General features: G+C 71.7%; 15 protein-coding genes. 8 read left to right on the forward strand and 7 right to left on the reverse strand.

From position 1 onward, the window contains the following. The first annotated feature begins 154 nt into the window (after positions 1-154). On the forward strand, positions 155-1,081 hold the full coding sequence (locus ACIRQF_RS18950; protein ID WP_404093450.1) for a 1-aminocyclopropane-1-carboxylate deaminase/D-cysteine desulfhydrase: 927 nt from the start codon (positions 155-157) through the stop codon (positions 1,079-1,081). Here the strand turns inward: ACIRQF_RS18950 and ACIRQF_RS18955 are convergent. Then, positions 1,060-2,655, reverse strand: coding sequence for a Na+/H+ antiporter (locus ACIRQF_RS18955; protein WP_376632292.1), 1,596 nt, complete (start codon positions 2,653-2,655; stop codon positions 1,060-1,062). The two genes, ACIRQF_RS18950 and ACIRQF_RS18955, sit on opposite strands and share 22 nt — an antisense overlap. Positions 2,656-2,711: 56 nt before the next feature. On the opposite strand from ACIRQF_RS18955, the gene ACIRQF_RS18960 reads away from it, so the two are divergent. The 3 genes from ACIRQF_RS18960 (at position 2,712) to ACIRQF_RS18970 (ending at position 4,614) form a co-directional block, all read left to right on the forward strand. Continuing rightward, entirely contained in the window at positions 2,712-2,972 is a 261-nt protein-coding gene (locus ACIRQF_RS18960) for a UBP-type zinc finger domain-containing protein (RefSeq protein ID WP_404093453.1), read from the forward strand. 236 nt (positions 2,973-3,208) lie between these two features. Then, entirely contained in the window at positions 3,209-3,622 is a 414-nt protein-coding gene (locus ACIRQF_RS18965) for an anti-sigma regulatory factor (protein ID WP_019889334.1), read from the forward strand. Next, entirely contained in the window at positions 3,619-4,614 is a 996-nt protein-coding gene (locus ACIRQF_RS18970) for a SigB/SigF/SigG family RNA polymerase sigma factor (protein WP_376632288.1), read from the forward strand. The genes ACIRQF_RS18965 and ACIRQF_RS18970 overlap by 4 nt, the downstream gene beginning before the upstream one ends. A 152-nt stretch (positions 4,615-4,766) precedes the next feature. Here the strand turns inward: ACIRQF_RS18970 and ACIRQF_RS18975 are convergent, their stop codons facing one another. Continuing rightward, a complete protein-coding gene (locus ACIRQF_RS18975; RefSeq protein WP_404093459.1) occupies positions 4,767-5,216 on the reverse strand; it encodes a hypothetical protein in 450 nt (149 codons plus the stop codon). Between the two features lie 214 nt (positions 5,217-5,430). Between ACIRQF_RS18975 and ACIRQF_RS18980 the strand changes: the two genes are divergently transcribed. After that, a complete protein-coding gene (locus tag ACIRQF_RS18980; RefSeq protein WP_376632284.1) occupies positions 5,431-6,399 on the forward strand; it encodes a diacylglycerol/lipid kinase family protein in 969 nt (322 codons plus the stop codon). 315 nt (positions 6,400-6,714) lie between these two features. Continuing rightward, a complete protein-coding gene (locus tag ACIRQF_RS18985) occupies positions 6,715-6,972 on the forward strand; it encodes a WhiB family transcriptional regulator (RefSeq protein WP_004937597.1) in 258 nt (85 codons plus the stop codon). A 514-nt stretch (positions 6,973-7,486) separates the two neighbouring features. On the opposite strand, the gene ACIRQF_RS18990 is transcribed toward ACIRQF_RS18985, so the two are convergent. Together ACIRQF_RS18990 and ACIRQF_RS18995 are read right to left on the reverse strand one after the other, a co-directional pair. After that, positions 7,487-8,953 carry a sensor histidine kinase gene (locus ACIRQF_RS18990; RefSeq protein ID WP_376632610.1) on the reverse strand — a complete coding sequence of 489 codons (1,467 nt, stop codon included), beginning with the start codon at positions 8,951-8,953 and terminating at the stop codon, positions 7,487-7,489. A gap of 505 nt (positions 8,954-9,458) precedes the next feature. Next, positions 9,459-10,058: a TetR/AcrR family transcriptional regulator gene (locus tag ACIRQF_RS18995; RefSeq protein WP_376632283.1), complete on the reverse strand. Its 600-nt coding sequence runs from the start codon at positions 10,056-10,058 to the stop codon at positions 9,459-9,461. Between the two features lie 85 nt (positions 10,059-10,143). On the opposite strand from ACIRQF_RS18995, the gene ACIRQF_RS19000 reads away from it, so the two are divergent. Both ACIRQF_RS19000 and nagB read left to right on the forward strand, forming a co-directional pair. Continuing rightward, the gene (locus ACIRQF_RS19000; protein ID WP_376632281.1) at positions 10,144-10,896 is read left to right on the forward strand and encodes an SDR family oxidoreductase; all 753 of its coding nucleotides are present in this window, start codon (positions 10,144-10,146) and stop codon (positions 10,894-10,896) included. 617 nt (positions 10,897-11,513) lie between these two features. Further along, positions 11,514-12,299, forward strand: a complete 786-nt coding sequence (gene nagB / locus ACIRQF_RS19005; protein WP_376632279.1) for a glucosamine-6-phosphate deaminase — start codon at positions 11,514-11,516, stop codon at positions 12,297-12,299. An 85-nt stretch (positions 12,300-12,384) separates the two neighbouring features. Here the strand turns inward: nagB and ACIRQF_RS19010 are convergent, their stop codons facing one another. Genes ACIRQF_RS19010 through ACIRQF_RS19020 form a run of 3 tightly spaced genes read right to left on the reverse strand, consistent with a single transcriptional unit; the run spans position 12,385 to position 15,786 of the window. Then, a complete protein-coding gene (locus ACIRQF_RS19010; protein WP_404093463.1) occupies positions 12,385-13,905 on the reverse strand; it encodes a glycoside hydrolase family 3 protein in 1,521 nt (506 codons plus the stop codon). Positions 13,906-13,915: 10 nt separating this feature from the next. Next, positions 13,916-14,797 carry a carbohydrate ABC transporter permease gene (locus tag ACIRQF_RS19015; RefSeq protein WP_376632276.1) on the reverse strand — a complete coding sequence of 294 codons (882 nt, stop codon included), beginning with the start codon at positions 14,795-14,797 and terminating at the stop codon, positions 13,916-13,918. Further along, positions 14,794-15,786, reverse strand: coding sequence for a carbohydrate ABC transporter permease (locus ACIRQF_RS19020; RefSeq protein WP_376632274.1), 993 nt, complete (start codon positions 15,784-15,786; stop codon positions 14,794-14,796). Before ACIRQF_RS19020 ends, ACIRQF_RS19015 begins: the two co-directional genes overlap by 4 nt. Positions 15,787-15,832 lie beyond the last annotated feature (46 nt).

A 15,832-nucleotide genomic window follows, 5' to 3' on the forward strand; every position in this document is an offset into this window, starting at 1 on the left:
CTCCCGTCCACCAGTCACCGACCCCCTCCCGTCCACCAGCCACCGAACCCTCCCGTCCACCCATCCACCGAACCCTGGCCCCCGGCCGGCCGTCGCCCTCGACCCGGCCCCCACCGGCCGTCGCCCGGCGCCTCCGACCGGCGACAATGGCCGGGTGAACGCGTTCGATCCCGCCCGCCTGCGGCCCCGGCTCCCCTCGCCCCTGGAGCCGGTGGAGGACGAGCGCTTCACCCGGCACGGTCTGACGCTGCTGCTCAAGCGCGACGACCTCATCCACCCCGACCTGCCGGGCAACAAGTGGCGCAAGCTCGCGCTCAATCTGCGGGCCGCCGCCGGACGCCCGGTGCTCACCTTCGGCGGCGCCTACTCCAACCACCTGCGGGCGACCGCCGCCGCCGGCCGGCTCCTCGGCTTCGCCACCATCGGCGTGGTGCGCGGTGACGAGCTGGCCGACCGCCCGCTGAACCCCTCGCTCGCGCGCTGCGCGGCGGACGGCATGCGCCTGGTCTTCGCCGACCGCGCCACGTACCGCGCGAAGCACGAGCCCGAGGCCCTGACCCGGCTGCTGGCGCTCGCCGGCGCCTCCGAGGACGCCTACGTCGTCCCGGAGGGCGGGAGCAACGCGCTCGCCGTGGAGGGCTGTGCGGAGCTGGGCCGCGAGCTGCGGGGCGCGGCGGACACGGCCGCCGTCGCCTGCGGTACGGGCGGCACCCTCGCGGGCCTCGCCGCCGGATTCGACGGCCCGGTGCTCGGCGTCCCCGTCCTCAAGGGCGGCTTCCTGGGCGCGGAGATCGCCTCCCTCCAGGAGACCGCGTTCGGCGGCCGGCGCGGCGACTGGCGGCTCGACGAGCGCTTCCACGGCGGCGGCTACGCCCGTACGACACCGGAGCTCGACGCGTTCGCACGGGATTTCGAGGCCCGGCACGGGGAGCGGCATGGACTCGCCATCGAGCGGCTGTATGTCGCCAAAATGCTCCATGGACTGCTGACGCTCGCCGAGGAGGGCGCCTTTCCGCCCGGCACCCGGATCGCGGCCGTGGTCACCGGCGCGCCGGAGTCTCAGGCGGCCTCCTCGCGGTAGGCCGCGGCCTCCTCCAGGTCCAGCCGGCGCAGGAGGCTGCGCATCATCTCGTCGTCGATGCGGCGGGCGTCGCGCAGCTGTACGAAGACCTCGCGCTCGGCGTCGATCATCTCGCGGGCCAGGCGCCGGTAGGTGTCGTCGACGGTCTCGCCGGTGATCTCGTTGACCGCGCCGAGGCGCTCCCAGACGGCGTTGCGGCGGCGCTCCAGGACCGTGCGGAGCCGGTCGGCGAGGGGCGGGGGCAGGACGTTGGCCGGGTCGGCGAGAAGCGCGTCGAGACGTTCCTCGGCGGCCCGGGAGGCCTCGCTCTGGGCCTGTGCCTCGGCGAGCGTCTCCTTGTAGCGGTCGCGTCCGGGCAGCTTCAGGATCCGGATGAGCGGCGGCAGGGTGAGGCCCTGGACGACGAGGGTGCCGATCACGGTCGTGAAGGTCAGGAAGAGGACCAGGTTGCGGGCCGGGAACTCGGCCCCTTCGGTGGCGACCGGGATGGAGAAGGCGATGGCCAGCGAGACGACGCCCCGCATGCCGGCCCAGCCGACGACCAGCGGCGCCCGCCAGTCCACCTCGGGCTCGCGCTCCCGGATCCTGGCGGACATCCAGCGGGGCAGGAAGGTGGCGGGGTAGACCCAGACGAAGCGGACGACGACCACGGCGATGAAGACCCCGGCCGCGTACCAGGCGGCCTCGCCGATGCCGTACCGGCCGAGGCCCTGGACGACGTACGGCAGCTGGAGGCCGATCAGCGCGAAGACCGCGGACTCCAGGATGAACGCGACCATCTTCCAGACCGCCTCCTCCTGGAGGCGGGTGGCGAAGTCGACCTTCCAGTTCTTGTGCCCGAGGAAGAGGCCGACCACGACGACGGCGAGCACGCCGGAGGCGCCGACCTCCTCGGCGGCGGCGTAGGCGATGAACGGGATGAGCAGCGAGAGGGTGTTCTGGAGCAGCGCCTCCCGCAGATGGGTGCGCAGCCAGTGGATGGGCACCATGAGCATCAGTCCGACGCCGATGCCGCCGATCGAGGCGAGCGCGAACTCGCCCAGGCCGCCGGCCCAGCTGATGCCCTCCCCCACGGCGGCGGCGAGGGCGACCTTGTACGCGGTGATCGCGGTGGCGTCGTTCACCAGGGACTCGCCCTGGAGGATGGTCGTGATCCGGTTCGGCAGGCCGAGCCTGCGGGCGATGGCGGTGGCGGCGACCGCGTCCGGCGGGGCGACGACCGCGCCGAGGACGAGCGCCGCGGTCAACGGCAGGTCGGGCACCAGGACGTACGCGAGCCACCCCACGGCGACCGTCGCGAAGAGCACGTAGCCGACGGAGAGCAGGGCGACGGGCCGGATGTTCGCCCTCAGGTCGAGGTACGAGGACTCGACCGCGGCCGTGTAGAGGAGCGGCGGCAGGATCAGCGGGAGCACGATGTGCGGGTCGAGGGTGTAGTCGGGCACCCCGGGCGCGTAGGAGGCGGCGAGGCCGACCGCGACGAGCAGCAGCGGCGCCGGCACCGGGGTCCTGCGGGCGAAGCCCGCGATCGCGGCGCTCGCCGCGATCAGCGCCACCAGCTGCAATGCGTCCATGCCCGGTCCCCGTTCGTGCCCTCACGTCACTCGTGCCACAACGTAACCTGGCCATCATGAGCGAGTGCCCGCACGTTGCCGAAATGCCGCGCCCCGAACCGGTGCCGGCGAACGACACCTGTCCCGAGTGCCTGGCCGACGGCACCCACCCCGTCCAGCTGCGGCTCTGTCTCAGCTGCGGGCACGTGGGCTGCTGCGACTCGTCCCTGGGACGGCACGCGACGGCGCACTTCACGGCCACCGGCCATCCCGTGATGCGGACCTTCGAGCCGAACGAGCGCTGGCGCTGGTGCTTCGTGGACGGTTCGATCGTCTGACGGGTGGGTACGTCACCCCTCCGCGGGTTCTCCGCGGCCGCCGGGCAGCCGGGGTGTGTCCCAACGGTCCGGCCCTGAAGGGGGGCGGTCCCGGGGCGGTCCACACGGGCCCCCGGCGACACGGCGGGACGGATCGCGATAGCGTCTCGGCGGACTGCGCAATCGACTGCGTACCGCCTGGTCCGGGGGGCTCCTCCCCGGACCCCGAAAGAGCTTGTGCCACCTTGGAGGTGAGGGTGTCCCAGATCGCAGGCGAGCCCGGGACCCAGGACTTCGTGGAAGTCCGGCTGCCCGCTGCGGGTGCCTACCTGTCCGTGCTGCGTACGGCCACGGCCGGCCTCGCGGCGCGCTTGGACTTCACCCTCGACGAGATCGAGGACCTGCGGATCGCCGTCGACGAGGCGTGCGCGATCCTGCTCCAGCAGGCGGTGCCGGGGTCGGTGCTGAGCTGCGTGTTCCGACTGGTCGACGACTCGCTCGACGTCACCGTGTCGGCTCCCACGACGGACGGCCGGGCCCCGGAGCGCGACACCTTCGCCTGGACGGTGCTGTCCGCCCTGGCCGGCAAGGTGGAGTCGTCCGTGGCCGACGACCGGACGGTCTCCATCAGCCTGTACAAACAGCGCGGCGCGGGGCCAGGCCCGGCGTGAGGAGCGGGGACGCGACGGCCGGCATCCCTGAGCAGCAGGCCCGGCCGCACCCTGAGACGGAGGCCGGAGTCCAGGCCGCAGTCGAGGTCGCTACGGATCACGCGGAGCAGGCGGACCAGATGAGCGAGCACGAGCAGCACGAAGCGGTTCCCGAGGCCCCGGAGGACCCAGCGGCCCACGCGGTCCCCGAGGCCCCGGAGGACCCGGCGGCCCACGCGGAGCACGCGAGCCCCGGCCCGCACGACCGCAGCGGGGCGCGGGCACTCTTCATCGAGCTGCGCGGTCTTCCGGACGGTTCGCCGGAGCGTGCCGCGCTGCGCGACCGGCTGGTGCGGATGCACCTGCCGCTGGTCGAGCACCTGGCCCGGCGCTTCCGCAACCGCGGCGAGCCGCTCGACGACCTGACCCAGGTGGCGACGATCGGCCTGATCAAGTCGGTGGACCGGTTCGACCCGGACCGCGGGGTGGAGTTCTCCACGTACGCGACCCCGACGGTGGTCGGCGAGATCAAGCGCCACTTCCGCGACAAGGGCTGGGCGGTCCGCGTGCCCCGGCGCCTGCAGGAGCTGCGGCTGTCCCTGACGACGGCGACGGCGGAGCTGTCGCAGCAGCACGGGCGCTCGCCGACGGTGCACGAACTGGCGGAGCGCCTCGGGATCTCCGAAGAGGAGGTCCTGGAGGGCCTGGAGTCGGCGAACGCCTACTCGACGCTCTCCCTGGACGTGCCGGACACCGACGACGAGTCGCCGGCGGTCGCGGACACGCTGGGCGCCGAGGACGAGGCGCTGGAGGGGGTCGAGTACCGGGAGTCGCTCAAGCCGCTCCTGGAGGACCTGCCGCCGCGCGAGAAGCGCATCCTGCTGCTGCGCTTCTTCGGGAACATGACCCAGTCGCAGATCGCGCAGGAGGTCGGCATCTCGCAGATGCACGTCTCCCGGCTCCTCGCGCGCACGCTGGCGCAGCTGCGGGAGAAGCTGCTCGTCGAGGAGTGACGGAGGACCCGCGAAGCGTCCGGCCGGGGTCACGGCGTCCCGGCCGGGTGCGGAGCGGTCCGAAGGGGCCGACCGGCCGGCGAGGACTACGGAGCTACGGGTCCACAGCGGTGCCGGCGGTGACCACGGGGTCCGCGGCCGTGGCTACGGAGCTACGGGGTGTCCTGGCCCGGGCGCCTGATGCCGAGCGCCGCGGTCGTGGCCGGGCTGAGCAGCATGACGAGGCCGGTCACGGCGAGGACGGCGAGGGCGATGCCCGCCGGGATCAGGACCTCGTCGTGGAGCAGCTGCCAGGCCACGGGCAGCGCCAGGATCTGCATGATGACCGCGGGGCCGCGGCTCCACGAGCGGCGCAGCCACAGGCCACGGGCGGCGACGAGCGGGATGAGCCCCAGAGCGATCAGGGTGATCCCGCCCATGAGCGCCGAGGTCAGGTCGTCGGGCCGGTCGGTGAGGGTGCTCACCAGCAGATAGAGGCCGCCGGCCGCCAGCGCGAGGCCCTCGACACCGGCCACGACGGCCGCCGCGGTGAGACGCCCGGGCCGCGGGCCCTGCTCCGTACGCTCCGTATTGCTCATGTCCGCACTGCTCGCACTGCTCATGCAGGCAGGGTAGCCGGGGCGGGCCGGCGCCGGAGGGCGCGGGCCGGAACAGGGCCTGCCCGGCCCGGTCCGGGCGGACCGGCCGGGGCGGCCGGGGACGGACCGGCCGGGCGGCCGCGGACGGACCGGCCGGGCGGCCGCGGACGGACCGGCCGGGCGGCCGCGGACGGACCGGGACTGCGCCCGGTACCGCCGGGTAGGTACGCTGGCGACCATGCGCGCGCTTCTCGTGGTCAATCCGGCAGCAACCACCACCAGTGCCCGCACACGTGACGTGCTGATCCACGCGCTCGCCAGCGAGATGAAGCTGGAGGCGGTGACCACCGAGTACCGCGGGCACGCCCGCGACCTGGGGCGCAAGGCCGCCGACTCGGACGACATCGACCTGGTGGTGGCGCTCGGCGGTGACGGCACGGTCAACGAGGTGGTCAACGGGCTGCTGCACGGAGGACCCGACCCGGACCGGCTGCCGGGCCTCGCGGTGGTGCCCGGAGGCTCGACCAACGTCTTCGCACGGGCGCTCGGACTGCCGAACGACGCCGTGGAGGCGACCGGCGCCCTGCTGGACGCGCTGCGTGAACGGCGGACACGGACGGTGAGCCTGGGGCTCGCGTCAGGAACGCCGGGCACGGAGGACGAGGGTGTCCCCGAACGCTGGTTCACCTTCTGCGCCGGATTCGGTTTCGACGCGAGCGTGATCGGCCGGGTCGAACAGCAGCGCGAACGGGGCAAGCGTTCGACCCACGCGCTCTATCTGCGTCAGGTGGTGCGCCAGTTCCTGGGCGAGCAGAACCGGCGGCACGGGACGATCACCCTGGAGCGCCCCGGTGAGGATCCGGTGGAGAACCTGGTCCTCTCCATAATCTGCAACACCTCCCCCTGGACCTACCTGGGGAATCGCCCGGTGTACGCGTCGCCGGACGCCTCCTTCGAAACAGCCCTCGACGTGCTCGGACTGAGCCGGCTGTCCACCCCGGCGGTGGCCCGGTACGCGACCCAGTTGCTCACCTCGACCCCCGAACGGGGGCCGCACGGGAAGCACGCGATGACCCTCCACGATCTGACCGACTTCACCTTGCATTCGAAGGTGCCTCTCCCCCTTCAGATGGACGGAGACCACCTGGGACTGCGTACGAGCGTGACGTTCACAGGCGTACGCCGTGCACTGCGTGTGATTGTGTGACCAGAAGGACCGAAAGTCCTTCTACTCGAACGTTTAGGCTGCCCTCCACCCCCTAGAAGTACGGCTGTGACGGAGCCGACACCGAGGAATCAAAAAAAACTTTCCGGAAGGGGTTGTATCCGCTGCCGAGGTTTGCGAGTCTCTTCTTGGCGATCGGGACGGCCCGCAAGACCGGCCTCCACTGAGAGCCAGAACCCCTCCTCAAACCCTGGACCACACCAGTTCACCTGGCAGTCGGCCCTTCCCTTGCGGGGGGATTCGTGAAAGCGTTCACATTCACAAGCACCTGCACGTAAACCAAGAGAGGTAGCAGCCATGGACTGGCGTCACAACGCCGTTTGTCGTGAGGAAGACCCCGAGCTGTTCTTCCCCATCGGCAACACCGGTCCTGCGCTGCTGCAGATCGAGGAAGCCAAGGCCGTCTGCCGCCGCTGCCCCGTCATGGAGCAGTGCCTGCAGTGGGCGCTCGAGTCCGGCCAGGACTCCGGCGTCTGGGGTGGCCTCAGCGAGGACGAGCGCCGCGCGATGAAGCGCCGCGCCGCCCGCAACCGGGCGCGCAACGCGACCGCCTGAGCCACCTGCACAGCCTGAGGCCCGGCGGCGCGTACACCGCGTACGCATTCACCGCCCCCCGAGCCGCAGCGCGCAGCAAGTAACCCACAGCATTCGAGCCCCGGACCGTCTTTTCGGTCCGGGGCTCGCTGCTCTGAACTCACCGGTGGGCGCGGAAAGGTGAGTTCACCGTCACGTGGCCGACGCGGTGAACTCACCGTCACGGGAGCAACACGGTGAACTCACCGTCACGCAGGCGCGGCGGTGAACTCGCCGCGGAGAACACGATTCGGTGAATTCGCCGTCGTGGGTTCACCGTTACGAGATCGCCGTAGTGAGCCGATCACTGTGAGATCACCACCGTGAGATCAGCACCGTGAGATCACCGCTGCGAGATCAGCACTAGGAGTTCATGACCGCGGCTTCACGACCGCCGGTTCACGACCGCCGGTTCACGACCACGAGTTCATGACCGTGAGACCCCGACCCACGGGAACCCATGGTGAGTTCACCACCCCGAAGCGGTGAACTCCCTTTACTTCTGCGGCTGTACGGGGATGTCGAGGACGACCTTGGTGCCGCGTCCGTCGCCCGGCTGCATGTCGAAGCCGCCGCCGAGCTCGCCCTCCACGAGCGTCCGGACGATCTGCAGACCGAGGTTGCCGGCCCGCTGCGGGTCGAAACCCTCGGGCAGTCCGCGGCCGTCGTCCTTGACCGTGATGAGGAGACGGGCGTCGGCGCGGGACTCACCGCGGACGGCGGTGACCTCGACGGTGCCCTGCTCCCCCGGCGCGAAGGCGTGCTCCAGCGCGTTCTGCAGGATCTCGGTGAGGACCATGGAGAGCGGCGTGGCCACCTCCGCGTCGAGGATGCCGAAGCGTCCGTTGCGCCGGCAGGTCACCTTGCCCGGGGAGATCTCGGCGACCATCGCGATCACGCGGTCGGCGATCTCGTCGAACTCCACGCGCTCGTCCAGGTTCTGGGACAGCGTCTCGTGGACGATGGCGATCGAACCGACGCGTCGCACGGCCTCGTTGAGCGCCTCGCGCCCGCGGTCGGAGTCCATCCGGCGGGACTGGAGGCGCAACAGGGCGGCCACGGTCTGGAGGTTGTTCTTCACCCGGTGGTGGATCTCCCGGATGGTGGCGTCCTTGGTGATCAACTCACGCTCACGACGGCGCAGTTCGGTGACGTCCCGGAGCAGGACGAGGGAACCGATCCGGGTCCCCTTGGGTTTGAGCGGGATGGCTCGCAGCTGGATCACACCGCCGTTGCCCTCGACCTCGAACTCGCGCGGGGCGTAGCCGGAGGCCATCTTGGCCAGGGCCTCGTCCACGGGACCGCGGGAGGGGGCGAGCTCGGCGGTGATCTGCCCGAGGTCCTGACCGACCAGGTCGGCGGCGAGGCCGAGCCGGTGGTAGGCGGAGAGGGCGTTGGGCGAGGCGTACTGGACGACGCCCTCGGCGTCGAGCCGGATGAGCCCGTCACCGGCCCGCGGCGAGGAGTCCATGTCGACCTGCTCCCCGGGGAAGGGGAAGGAGCCGGCCGCGATCATCTGGGCCAGGTCGGAGGCCGACTGGAGGTAGGTGAGCTCCAGACGGGAGGGGGTCCGCACGGTGAGCAGGTTGGTGTTGCGCGCGATGACGCCGAGGACGCGGCCCTCGCGGCGCACGGGGATGGACTCGACCCGGACCGGGACCTCCTCGCGCCACTCGGGATCTCCCTCGCGCACGATCCGGCCCTCGTCGAGGGCTGCGTCGAGGAGCGGGCGGCGGCCGCGCGGCACCAGGTGGCCGACCATGTCGTCCTGGTACGAGGTCGGGCCGGTGTTGGGCCTCATCTGGGCGACCGAGACATACCGGGTACCGTCGAGGGTAGGGACCCAGAGCACGAGGTCGGCGAAGGAGAGGTCGGAGAGCAGCTGCCACTCCGACACCAGCATGTGGAGCCAGTCGAGGTCGGACTCGCTCAGAGCGGTGTGCTGGCGTACGAGGTCGTTCATGGAGGGCACGTGAGCGAGCGTACCCGGCGGAATTAACAGGCGGTGAACCTGGATCTCCGGGCGTCCGTGTTGGAGGATGGCCCCGGTACGACCGTGTGCGCATGGATGGACAGACGAGAATGGTCTAGTCCACAATGCTTTCAATGAAGCCTCCATCCTCCCCGCACAGGAGGATGGACGAGGTACCCGGCGCTCTCTGCCCTGACTGCGCCGAGACCTCCCACACGGCCGTGGGACCGCACACCCCCGGCCGAGCGACTCCGGGCTGCGGTGCCGGACGGGTTGAGGGTCCCGTCAGGCGCCGCGGCCCGCGGGTTTCTCCCTTTTTCACTCCGCGCTCGCGGCCTCGACTCCCCTGCGGCGGGAGGGCCCGGGCCTGCCGGGCCTCGACCGGCTGACCAGATCTCGACCGGGTGACCGGGCCTCGACCGACCCGATCGGGTCTCGACCGGCTGACCAGTCCTCGACCGGCTGGCCGGCCGGCCTACGCGCCCCGTCCCGTGCGTCACTCTCCCCCGGGCCACGCCCGCATCGCCAGCTCCGCGAGGAGTTCCAGCTCCTGCCGGGCCGCGCCGTCCCGGGCCTGCTGGGACATGCCCTGGAGGACGGCCCCACTGAGGCGGGCGAGGGCCCGGGCATCGGTGTCCGCCGGCAGCTCCCCCGCCTCGACGTCCCGGCGGATCCGCTCCTCGATCCGCGCGATGTTGGCGTTCCGCCGGTCCCGCAGGGCGTCCGCGACCTCGGGGGTCGAGCAGTTGATCGCCGCGGAGATCATCAGACAGCCGGGCGGGTGGGCCGGGTCGGTGTAGTGGCCCGCCGCCTCCACCAGCATCCGGCGGACACCTCCGCGCGCGGTCCGCTCCCGGGCGAAGGCCTCCGCCCCGAAGGCGCCGTGCGACTTCGCGTACTCCTCGACCACCTCCTCGAACAGCGTCTTCTTGTCCCCGAAGGCCGCGTAGAGGCTCGGCGCGCTGATGCCCATGGCACGGGTGAGGTCGGAGACGGAGGTCGTCTCGTACCCGTTCTCCCAGAAGGCCATCGTCGCCTGCTCCAGCGCCGTCGGGCGGTCGAAGGAGCGGGGGCGGCCGCGCTGCTTGGTGGTCATGTCGAAATTCTATAGCGGGCACTACGGAAGGTGGGGTACGGTTCTTTCTGTAACGACCGCTAGGAAATGCGAGGGGGGCGTCGTCATGGGCGTGCTCAAGGGAAAGACGGCACTGGTCACGGGCGGCAGCCGGGGCATCGGGCGTGCGATCGCCGAGCGCCTGGCTCGGGACGGCGCGCGGGTCGCGGTGCACTACGGGAGCAACGAAGCGGCGGCGAAGGAGACGGTCGCGGGGATCGCGGCGGCCGGCGGCGAGGCGTTCGCGATCGGGCAGGAGCTGGGTGTGCCCGGTGACGCCGAGGCGCTGTGGACGGCCTTCGACGCGCATGCGGACGGCCTGGACATCCTGGTGAACAACGCGGGGATCGGCGCCTCGGCCCCGTTCGCGACGATCGGCGAGGAGGAGTACGAGCGGATCTTCGCGGTCAACACCAAGGCGCCGTTCTTCCTGGCCCAGCTCGGCGCGGAGCGGCTGCGCGACGGGGGCCGGATCGTGAACGTCTCGACCGGACTGACCCACGCGGCCGCGATGCCGGACCTGATCACCTACGCGATGTCGAAGAGTGCCCTGGACGTCTTCACCCGCTACCTGTCCAAGGTGCTCGGCGCGCGCGGGATCACGGTCAACGCGGTGGCCCCCGGCATCGTGGACACGGACATCAACGCGGGCTGGCTGCGGGGGAACGAGGAGGCATGGGCGGGCGCTGCGGCGATGTCGACCTTCGGAAGGGTCGGCACCCCCGAGGACATAGCCGACGTGGTGGCCTTCCTCGCCTCGCACGACGGGCGCTGGGTGACGGGCCAGTGGATCGACGCGACGGGAGGCTCGCTGGCCTGAGGAAGAGCGTCAAGCGGGACGCGGGGGCACGCGAGCGGGACGCGGGCGGGACGCGAGGGGGCGACCGGGGCCCTCCGGGGTACCGCCCGAGCGTCGGGGCGCCGGGCGGGCGACGCGCAGGCCGCGACGTACGCGACCCCGGGCGCGCTCCCCACAGGGCGGGGCGGTGGCGATGCGAGCTTGCCGCCGACGGGCCCGGCGTCAGGCGGGCGACGCGCGGGCCGCGACGTACGCGACCCCGGGCGCGGCCCCCGCACAGGGCGGGGCGGTGGCGATACGAGCTTGCCGCCGACGGGCCGCGGGGGCGGTGCCAGTGCGATGCGGGTCGGCCTCCGGCGGGCGCGCGCAGGGCGGGGCGGTGGCGGCGCGAGCCGGCCTCGACGGCCCGCGCGAGGCGGCGCACGGTGGCGATGCGCGTCGGCCTCCGGCGGGCCGCGTGGGGCGGTGCCAGGGGGGTTCGAGTGGCTGGGGTGACAGGGGCGGCCGACGATGGGAGGAACCCGTCCCGCGGGGCGGAACGGCATGGGCGGGCGGCCCGCGCTCTGCTAGATTTGGCCTTAGATTGGTCTATACCACCAGGTCCCCCACCAGCCCCTCACCAGATCGGCAGGCACAGCGTGGAAGTTGTCATCGTCAAGGACGCCAAGGCGGGCGGAGAGCTCATCGCGGACGGCATCGCCGACCTCCTGCGCCGCAAGCCCGACGCGCTGCTCGGCGTGGCCACCGGATCGACCCCGCTGCCCATCTACGACGCCCTGATCGCCCAGGTCCAGGCGGGCTCCGTCGACGCCTCCCGGGCCCGGATCGCCCAGCTCGACGAGTACGTGGGCCTGCCCGCCGGGCACCCCGAGTCCTACCGCTCGACGGTGCTGCGCCAGGTCGTCGAGCCGCTCGGGCTCTCCCAGGACGCCTTCATGGGCCCCGACGGCTCGGCCGAGGACGTCCTGGCGGCCTGCGAGGCCTACGACCGCACGCTCGCCGAGGCGGGCGGCGTCGACCTGCAGATCCTCGGCATCGGCACCGACGGACACATCGGCTTCAACGAGCCCTGCTCCTCGCTCGCCTCCCGCACCCGGATCAAGACGCTCACCGAGCAGACCCGGGTCGACAACGCCCGCTTCTTCGACAACGACATCGACCAGGTGCCGCACCACGTCATCACCCAGGGCATCGGGACCATCCTGGAGGCCCGCCACCTGGTGCTGCTCGCCACCGGCGAGGGCAAGGCCGAGGCCGTGGCGCAGACGGTCGAGGGCCCGGTCGCGGCGCTCGTGCCGGCCTCCGCTCTCCAGCTGCACCCGCACGCGACGGTGGTCGTGGACGAGGCCGCCGCCTCCAAGCTGAAGCTCGCCGACTACTTCCGCCACACCTTCGCGAACAAGCCGTCCTGGCAGGGCATCTAGGACCAGCGCACCCCCGGTACGCGAAGGGGCCCGGCACCTGATCCAGGTGCCGGGCCCCTTCCCCGTCGCGTCCGGGGCGGCCGGCTCAGCGGCCGGCGATGACCTCGGCGGCCGCCCGGCCGCAGACGCGGGCGGCGCCGTGGGTGGCGATGTGGAGGGCGCCGCGGGGCTCCGACTCGTTCAGGCCCATCTCCACCACCACGGTGTCGGGGCGGGCGGCGAGCAGGGCGTCCAGGGCCCCGGCCATCCACGGGTGCCGGTGGGCGTCCCGGACGACGGCGACCACGCGCCGCTCCCCCGCGGCGGACAGGACGGCGTCCACCGAGGCCTCGGCCCCGTACGAGCCGGTCGCGGTGCCCGGGAGCAGCCGTTCCAGCTCGGCGGCGATGCCCCACGGTGTCTCGTCGCCGACGGCGAAGTTGGCGACCGGGGTGAAGGAGGCCACGTAGGGGGCGGCGGTGACCGGCTCGTAGGGGCGCTCGCCGGGCGTGACCACGAGGGCCCTGCGGGCGGCGACGAGGCCCACGTCGGTGCCGGGCGCGGTCCCCTCCTGTGACGCCGCGCCCGGCCCCGATCCAGCCCCCCTGACCCGGTGCGCCTGGGTCCAGGCCGCCAGGGCGCGCACGCGCGCCGCGGCGTCGGCCAGCCGCTCCTCGGGCAGTTCACCGGTCCGTACCGCGTTCACCAGCGCATCGCGCAGGCGCAGTACGGTGTCCTCGTCGGCCAGCCCGCCGCCGACGCAGATGGCGTCGGCGCCCGCGGCGATCGCGAGGACGGATCCGCGCTCGATGCCGTACGTCGACGAGATGGCCTGCATCTCCATCCCGTCGGTGACGATGAGCCCCTCGAAGCCCAGCTCCCGGCGCAGCAGACCGGTGAGGATCTGCGGGCTCAGGGTGGCCGGACGGTCGGGGTCGAGCGCGGAGAGCAGGATATGCGCGCTCATCACGGCTTTGGTACCCGCGGCGATGGCGGCGCGGAAAGGTGCCAGCTCACGGGCGTGCAGTGTGGCGAGGTCCACATCGATCCGGGGCAGCGCGTGGTGCGAATCCACGTTCGTGTCGCCGTGTCCGGGGAAGTGCTTCGTGCACGCGGCGACGCCCACGGACTGCAGGCCGTCGACGTACGCCACGGTGTGCCGGGCGACCAGGGCGGGGTCGGCGCCGAAGGAGCGGACCCCGATGACCGGGTTGTCGGCGTTGGAGTTGACGTCGGCGGAGGGGGCCCAGTTGAGGTCGACCCCGCACTCGGCGAGCCGGCGGCCGAGCTCGCGGGCCACGGCCCGGGTGAGCTCGACGTCGTCGACGCTGCCGAGGGCGTAGTTGCCGGGGAAGGAGGAGCCCTCCTTCACCTCCAGGCGGGTGACGTCGCCGCCCTCCTCGTCGATGGCGACCAGGACGTCGTCCCGCTCGGCGCGCAGCTGCGCGGTGAGCGCGGCCAGCTGCTCGGGGGCGACGATGTTGCGCCCGAAGAGGCCGACCGAGGAGAGCCCCTCGCCGATCCGGCGGAGCAGCCAGTCGGGGGCGGTGGTGCCGACGAAACCGGGTTGGAGGACGGTGAGCGCGTCCCGGGTCAGGGTGTCGGTGCCGGTTGCGAGAGTGGTCATGAGGCGGACGTCATCCCTTCACGGCGCCGGCCGTCAGACCCGCGGCCATCTTGCGCTGGACGAGGAGGAAGAGGATCACGATGGGGACGGCCATCATGGTCGAGCCGGCCATCATCGGGGCGTACTCGGTGCCGTTCTTGGTGATGAAGTTGCCGAGCCAGACGGTGGCCGTCTGGTTCTGCTGGCTCATCAGCATCAGGGCGTAGAGGTACTCGTTCCAGGCCTGGATGAAGCCGTAGACCGAGGTGGCGACCATGCCCGGCGCCAGCAGCGGGAAGACCACCCGGAGGAAGGCGCCGGTGGGGGTGCAGCCGTCGACCTGGGCGGCCTCCTCCAGCTCCTTGGGGATGTTGACGATGAAGCCGCGCAGGGTCCACACCGTGAAGGGCAGGATGAAGGTCAGGTAGGTGATGATCAGGCCGGTGAGCTTGTCGTACTGCCCGAGGTCGTTGAGCATCAGGAAGACCGGGATGATCATCGCGACGAGCGGGACCATCTGGACGGCGAGGATGCCGACGATGACGATCTTGCGGCCGCGGAAGGCGAAGCGGGAGATGGCGAGGGCGGCGAGCAGGCCGACCGCGATGCCGATGACCACCACGACGGTGGAGACCACGAGGCTGCGGGTGACCGGGCCCCAGAAGTCCGCGATGTCCAGGGCACGCTTGAAGTTCTCCAGCGTGAAGGTGGACGGGAAGAAGTGCGGATCGGGGTCGATCGCGTCCTTGGCCGGCTTGAAGGCCGTGTTGATCATCCAGTAGACCGGGAAGCCGGCCGTGACGAAGACGAGCAGGCCGAGCAGGTTCCAGCCGAGCTTCGACCTGCGCGGACGGTGGGTGACCGCGGGGGCCTTGCCGACGCTCGCGCCGCCCTGTGCGTTCGCTGCGCTCACTCCACATCTCCGATCTTGAGCATCTGGCGCATGTAGACCGCCACGACGCCGAGCAGCAGCACGACCGTGACGAGTGCGATCGCGGAGCCGGTGCCGTAGTCGTTGACGACGAACGCCTTGTCGAACGAGTACGTCGTGAGCAGCTGGAACTCGGCCTCGGGGTGCCCGTTGCGCATCACGTAGACCTGCGGGAAGACACCCATGTCCCAGATCACCGAGAGCGTCGTCAGCATGACGATGATGGGCTTGAGGATGGGCAGGGTGACGTACCGGAAGACGCCCCAGGCGCCGGCGCCGTCGAGGCGGGCGGCCTCTTCGAGCTCCTTGGGCACCTGGGTGAGGCCGGCGCTCAGGGTGATGACCACGAAGGGCACGGCGCCCCAGACCACCAGGAGCATGATGACGGCCAGGCCCTGGGGGCCGCTGGCGAACCAGTTGTGGCCGATCATGTCGATGCCGGGGAGGCGGCTGAGCAGCCAGTTGAGGACGCCGTAGTCGGCGTCGAAGAGCCACTTGAAGATGGCGGTGGCGACGATGATGGGCATGCCCCAGCTCGCCACGAGCACGACGTTGATCAGCACCTTGACCCAGGCCGAGACGCGCTGGAGGAGCAGGGCGATCATCATGCCGAGGACCATGGTGACGATCACGGCGCCGGCCGCGAAGATCACGGTCCGCAGCACGACGGCCCAGAACTCGCCGTCGCCGAGGATGCCGGTGAAGTTGTCCAGGCCGGCCGACTCGGGCTCCTGGAAGCCCCAGAGCTGCGGCTGGCCGAACTTCTGGAACGAGAGGGTGACCAGCCGGATCAGCGGATAGCCGAGCACCAGCAGGAGCACGAGCAGACATGGCGCGAGGAGCAGCCATGGGATCCCGGCCCCGCCTTTGGACTTCCCGCCGCGCGGGGCGGGTGTACCGGCTCCGGAGCCGGATGGTGGCGATTGCCGCGCCGGCGGCACCTTCGCGGTGGTTGTGTCTGCGGCACTCATCCCGTGCTCCTCAACGGTCCCTCTCGTGGTACGGGCGGCAGGGCCC

The sequence above is a fragment of the Streptomyces sp. NPDC101191 genome (assembly GCF_044767915.1).
Classification (GTDB): domain Bacteria; phylum Actinomycetota; class Actinomycetes; order Streptomycetales; family Streptomycetaceae; genus Streptomyces.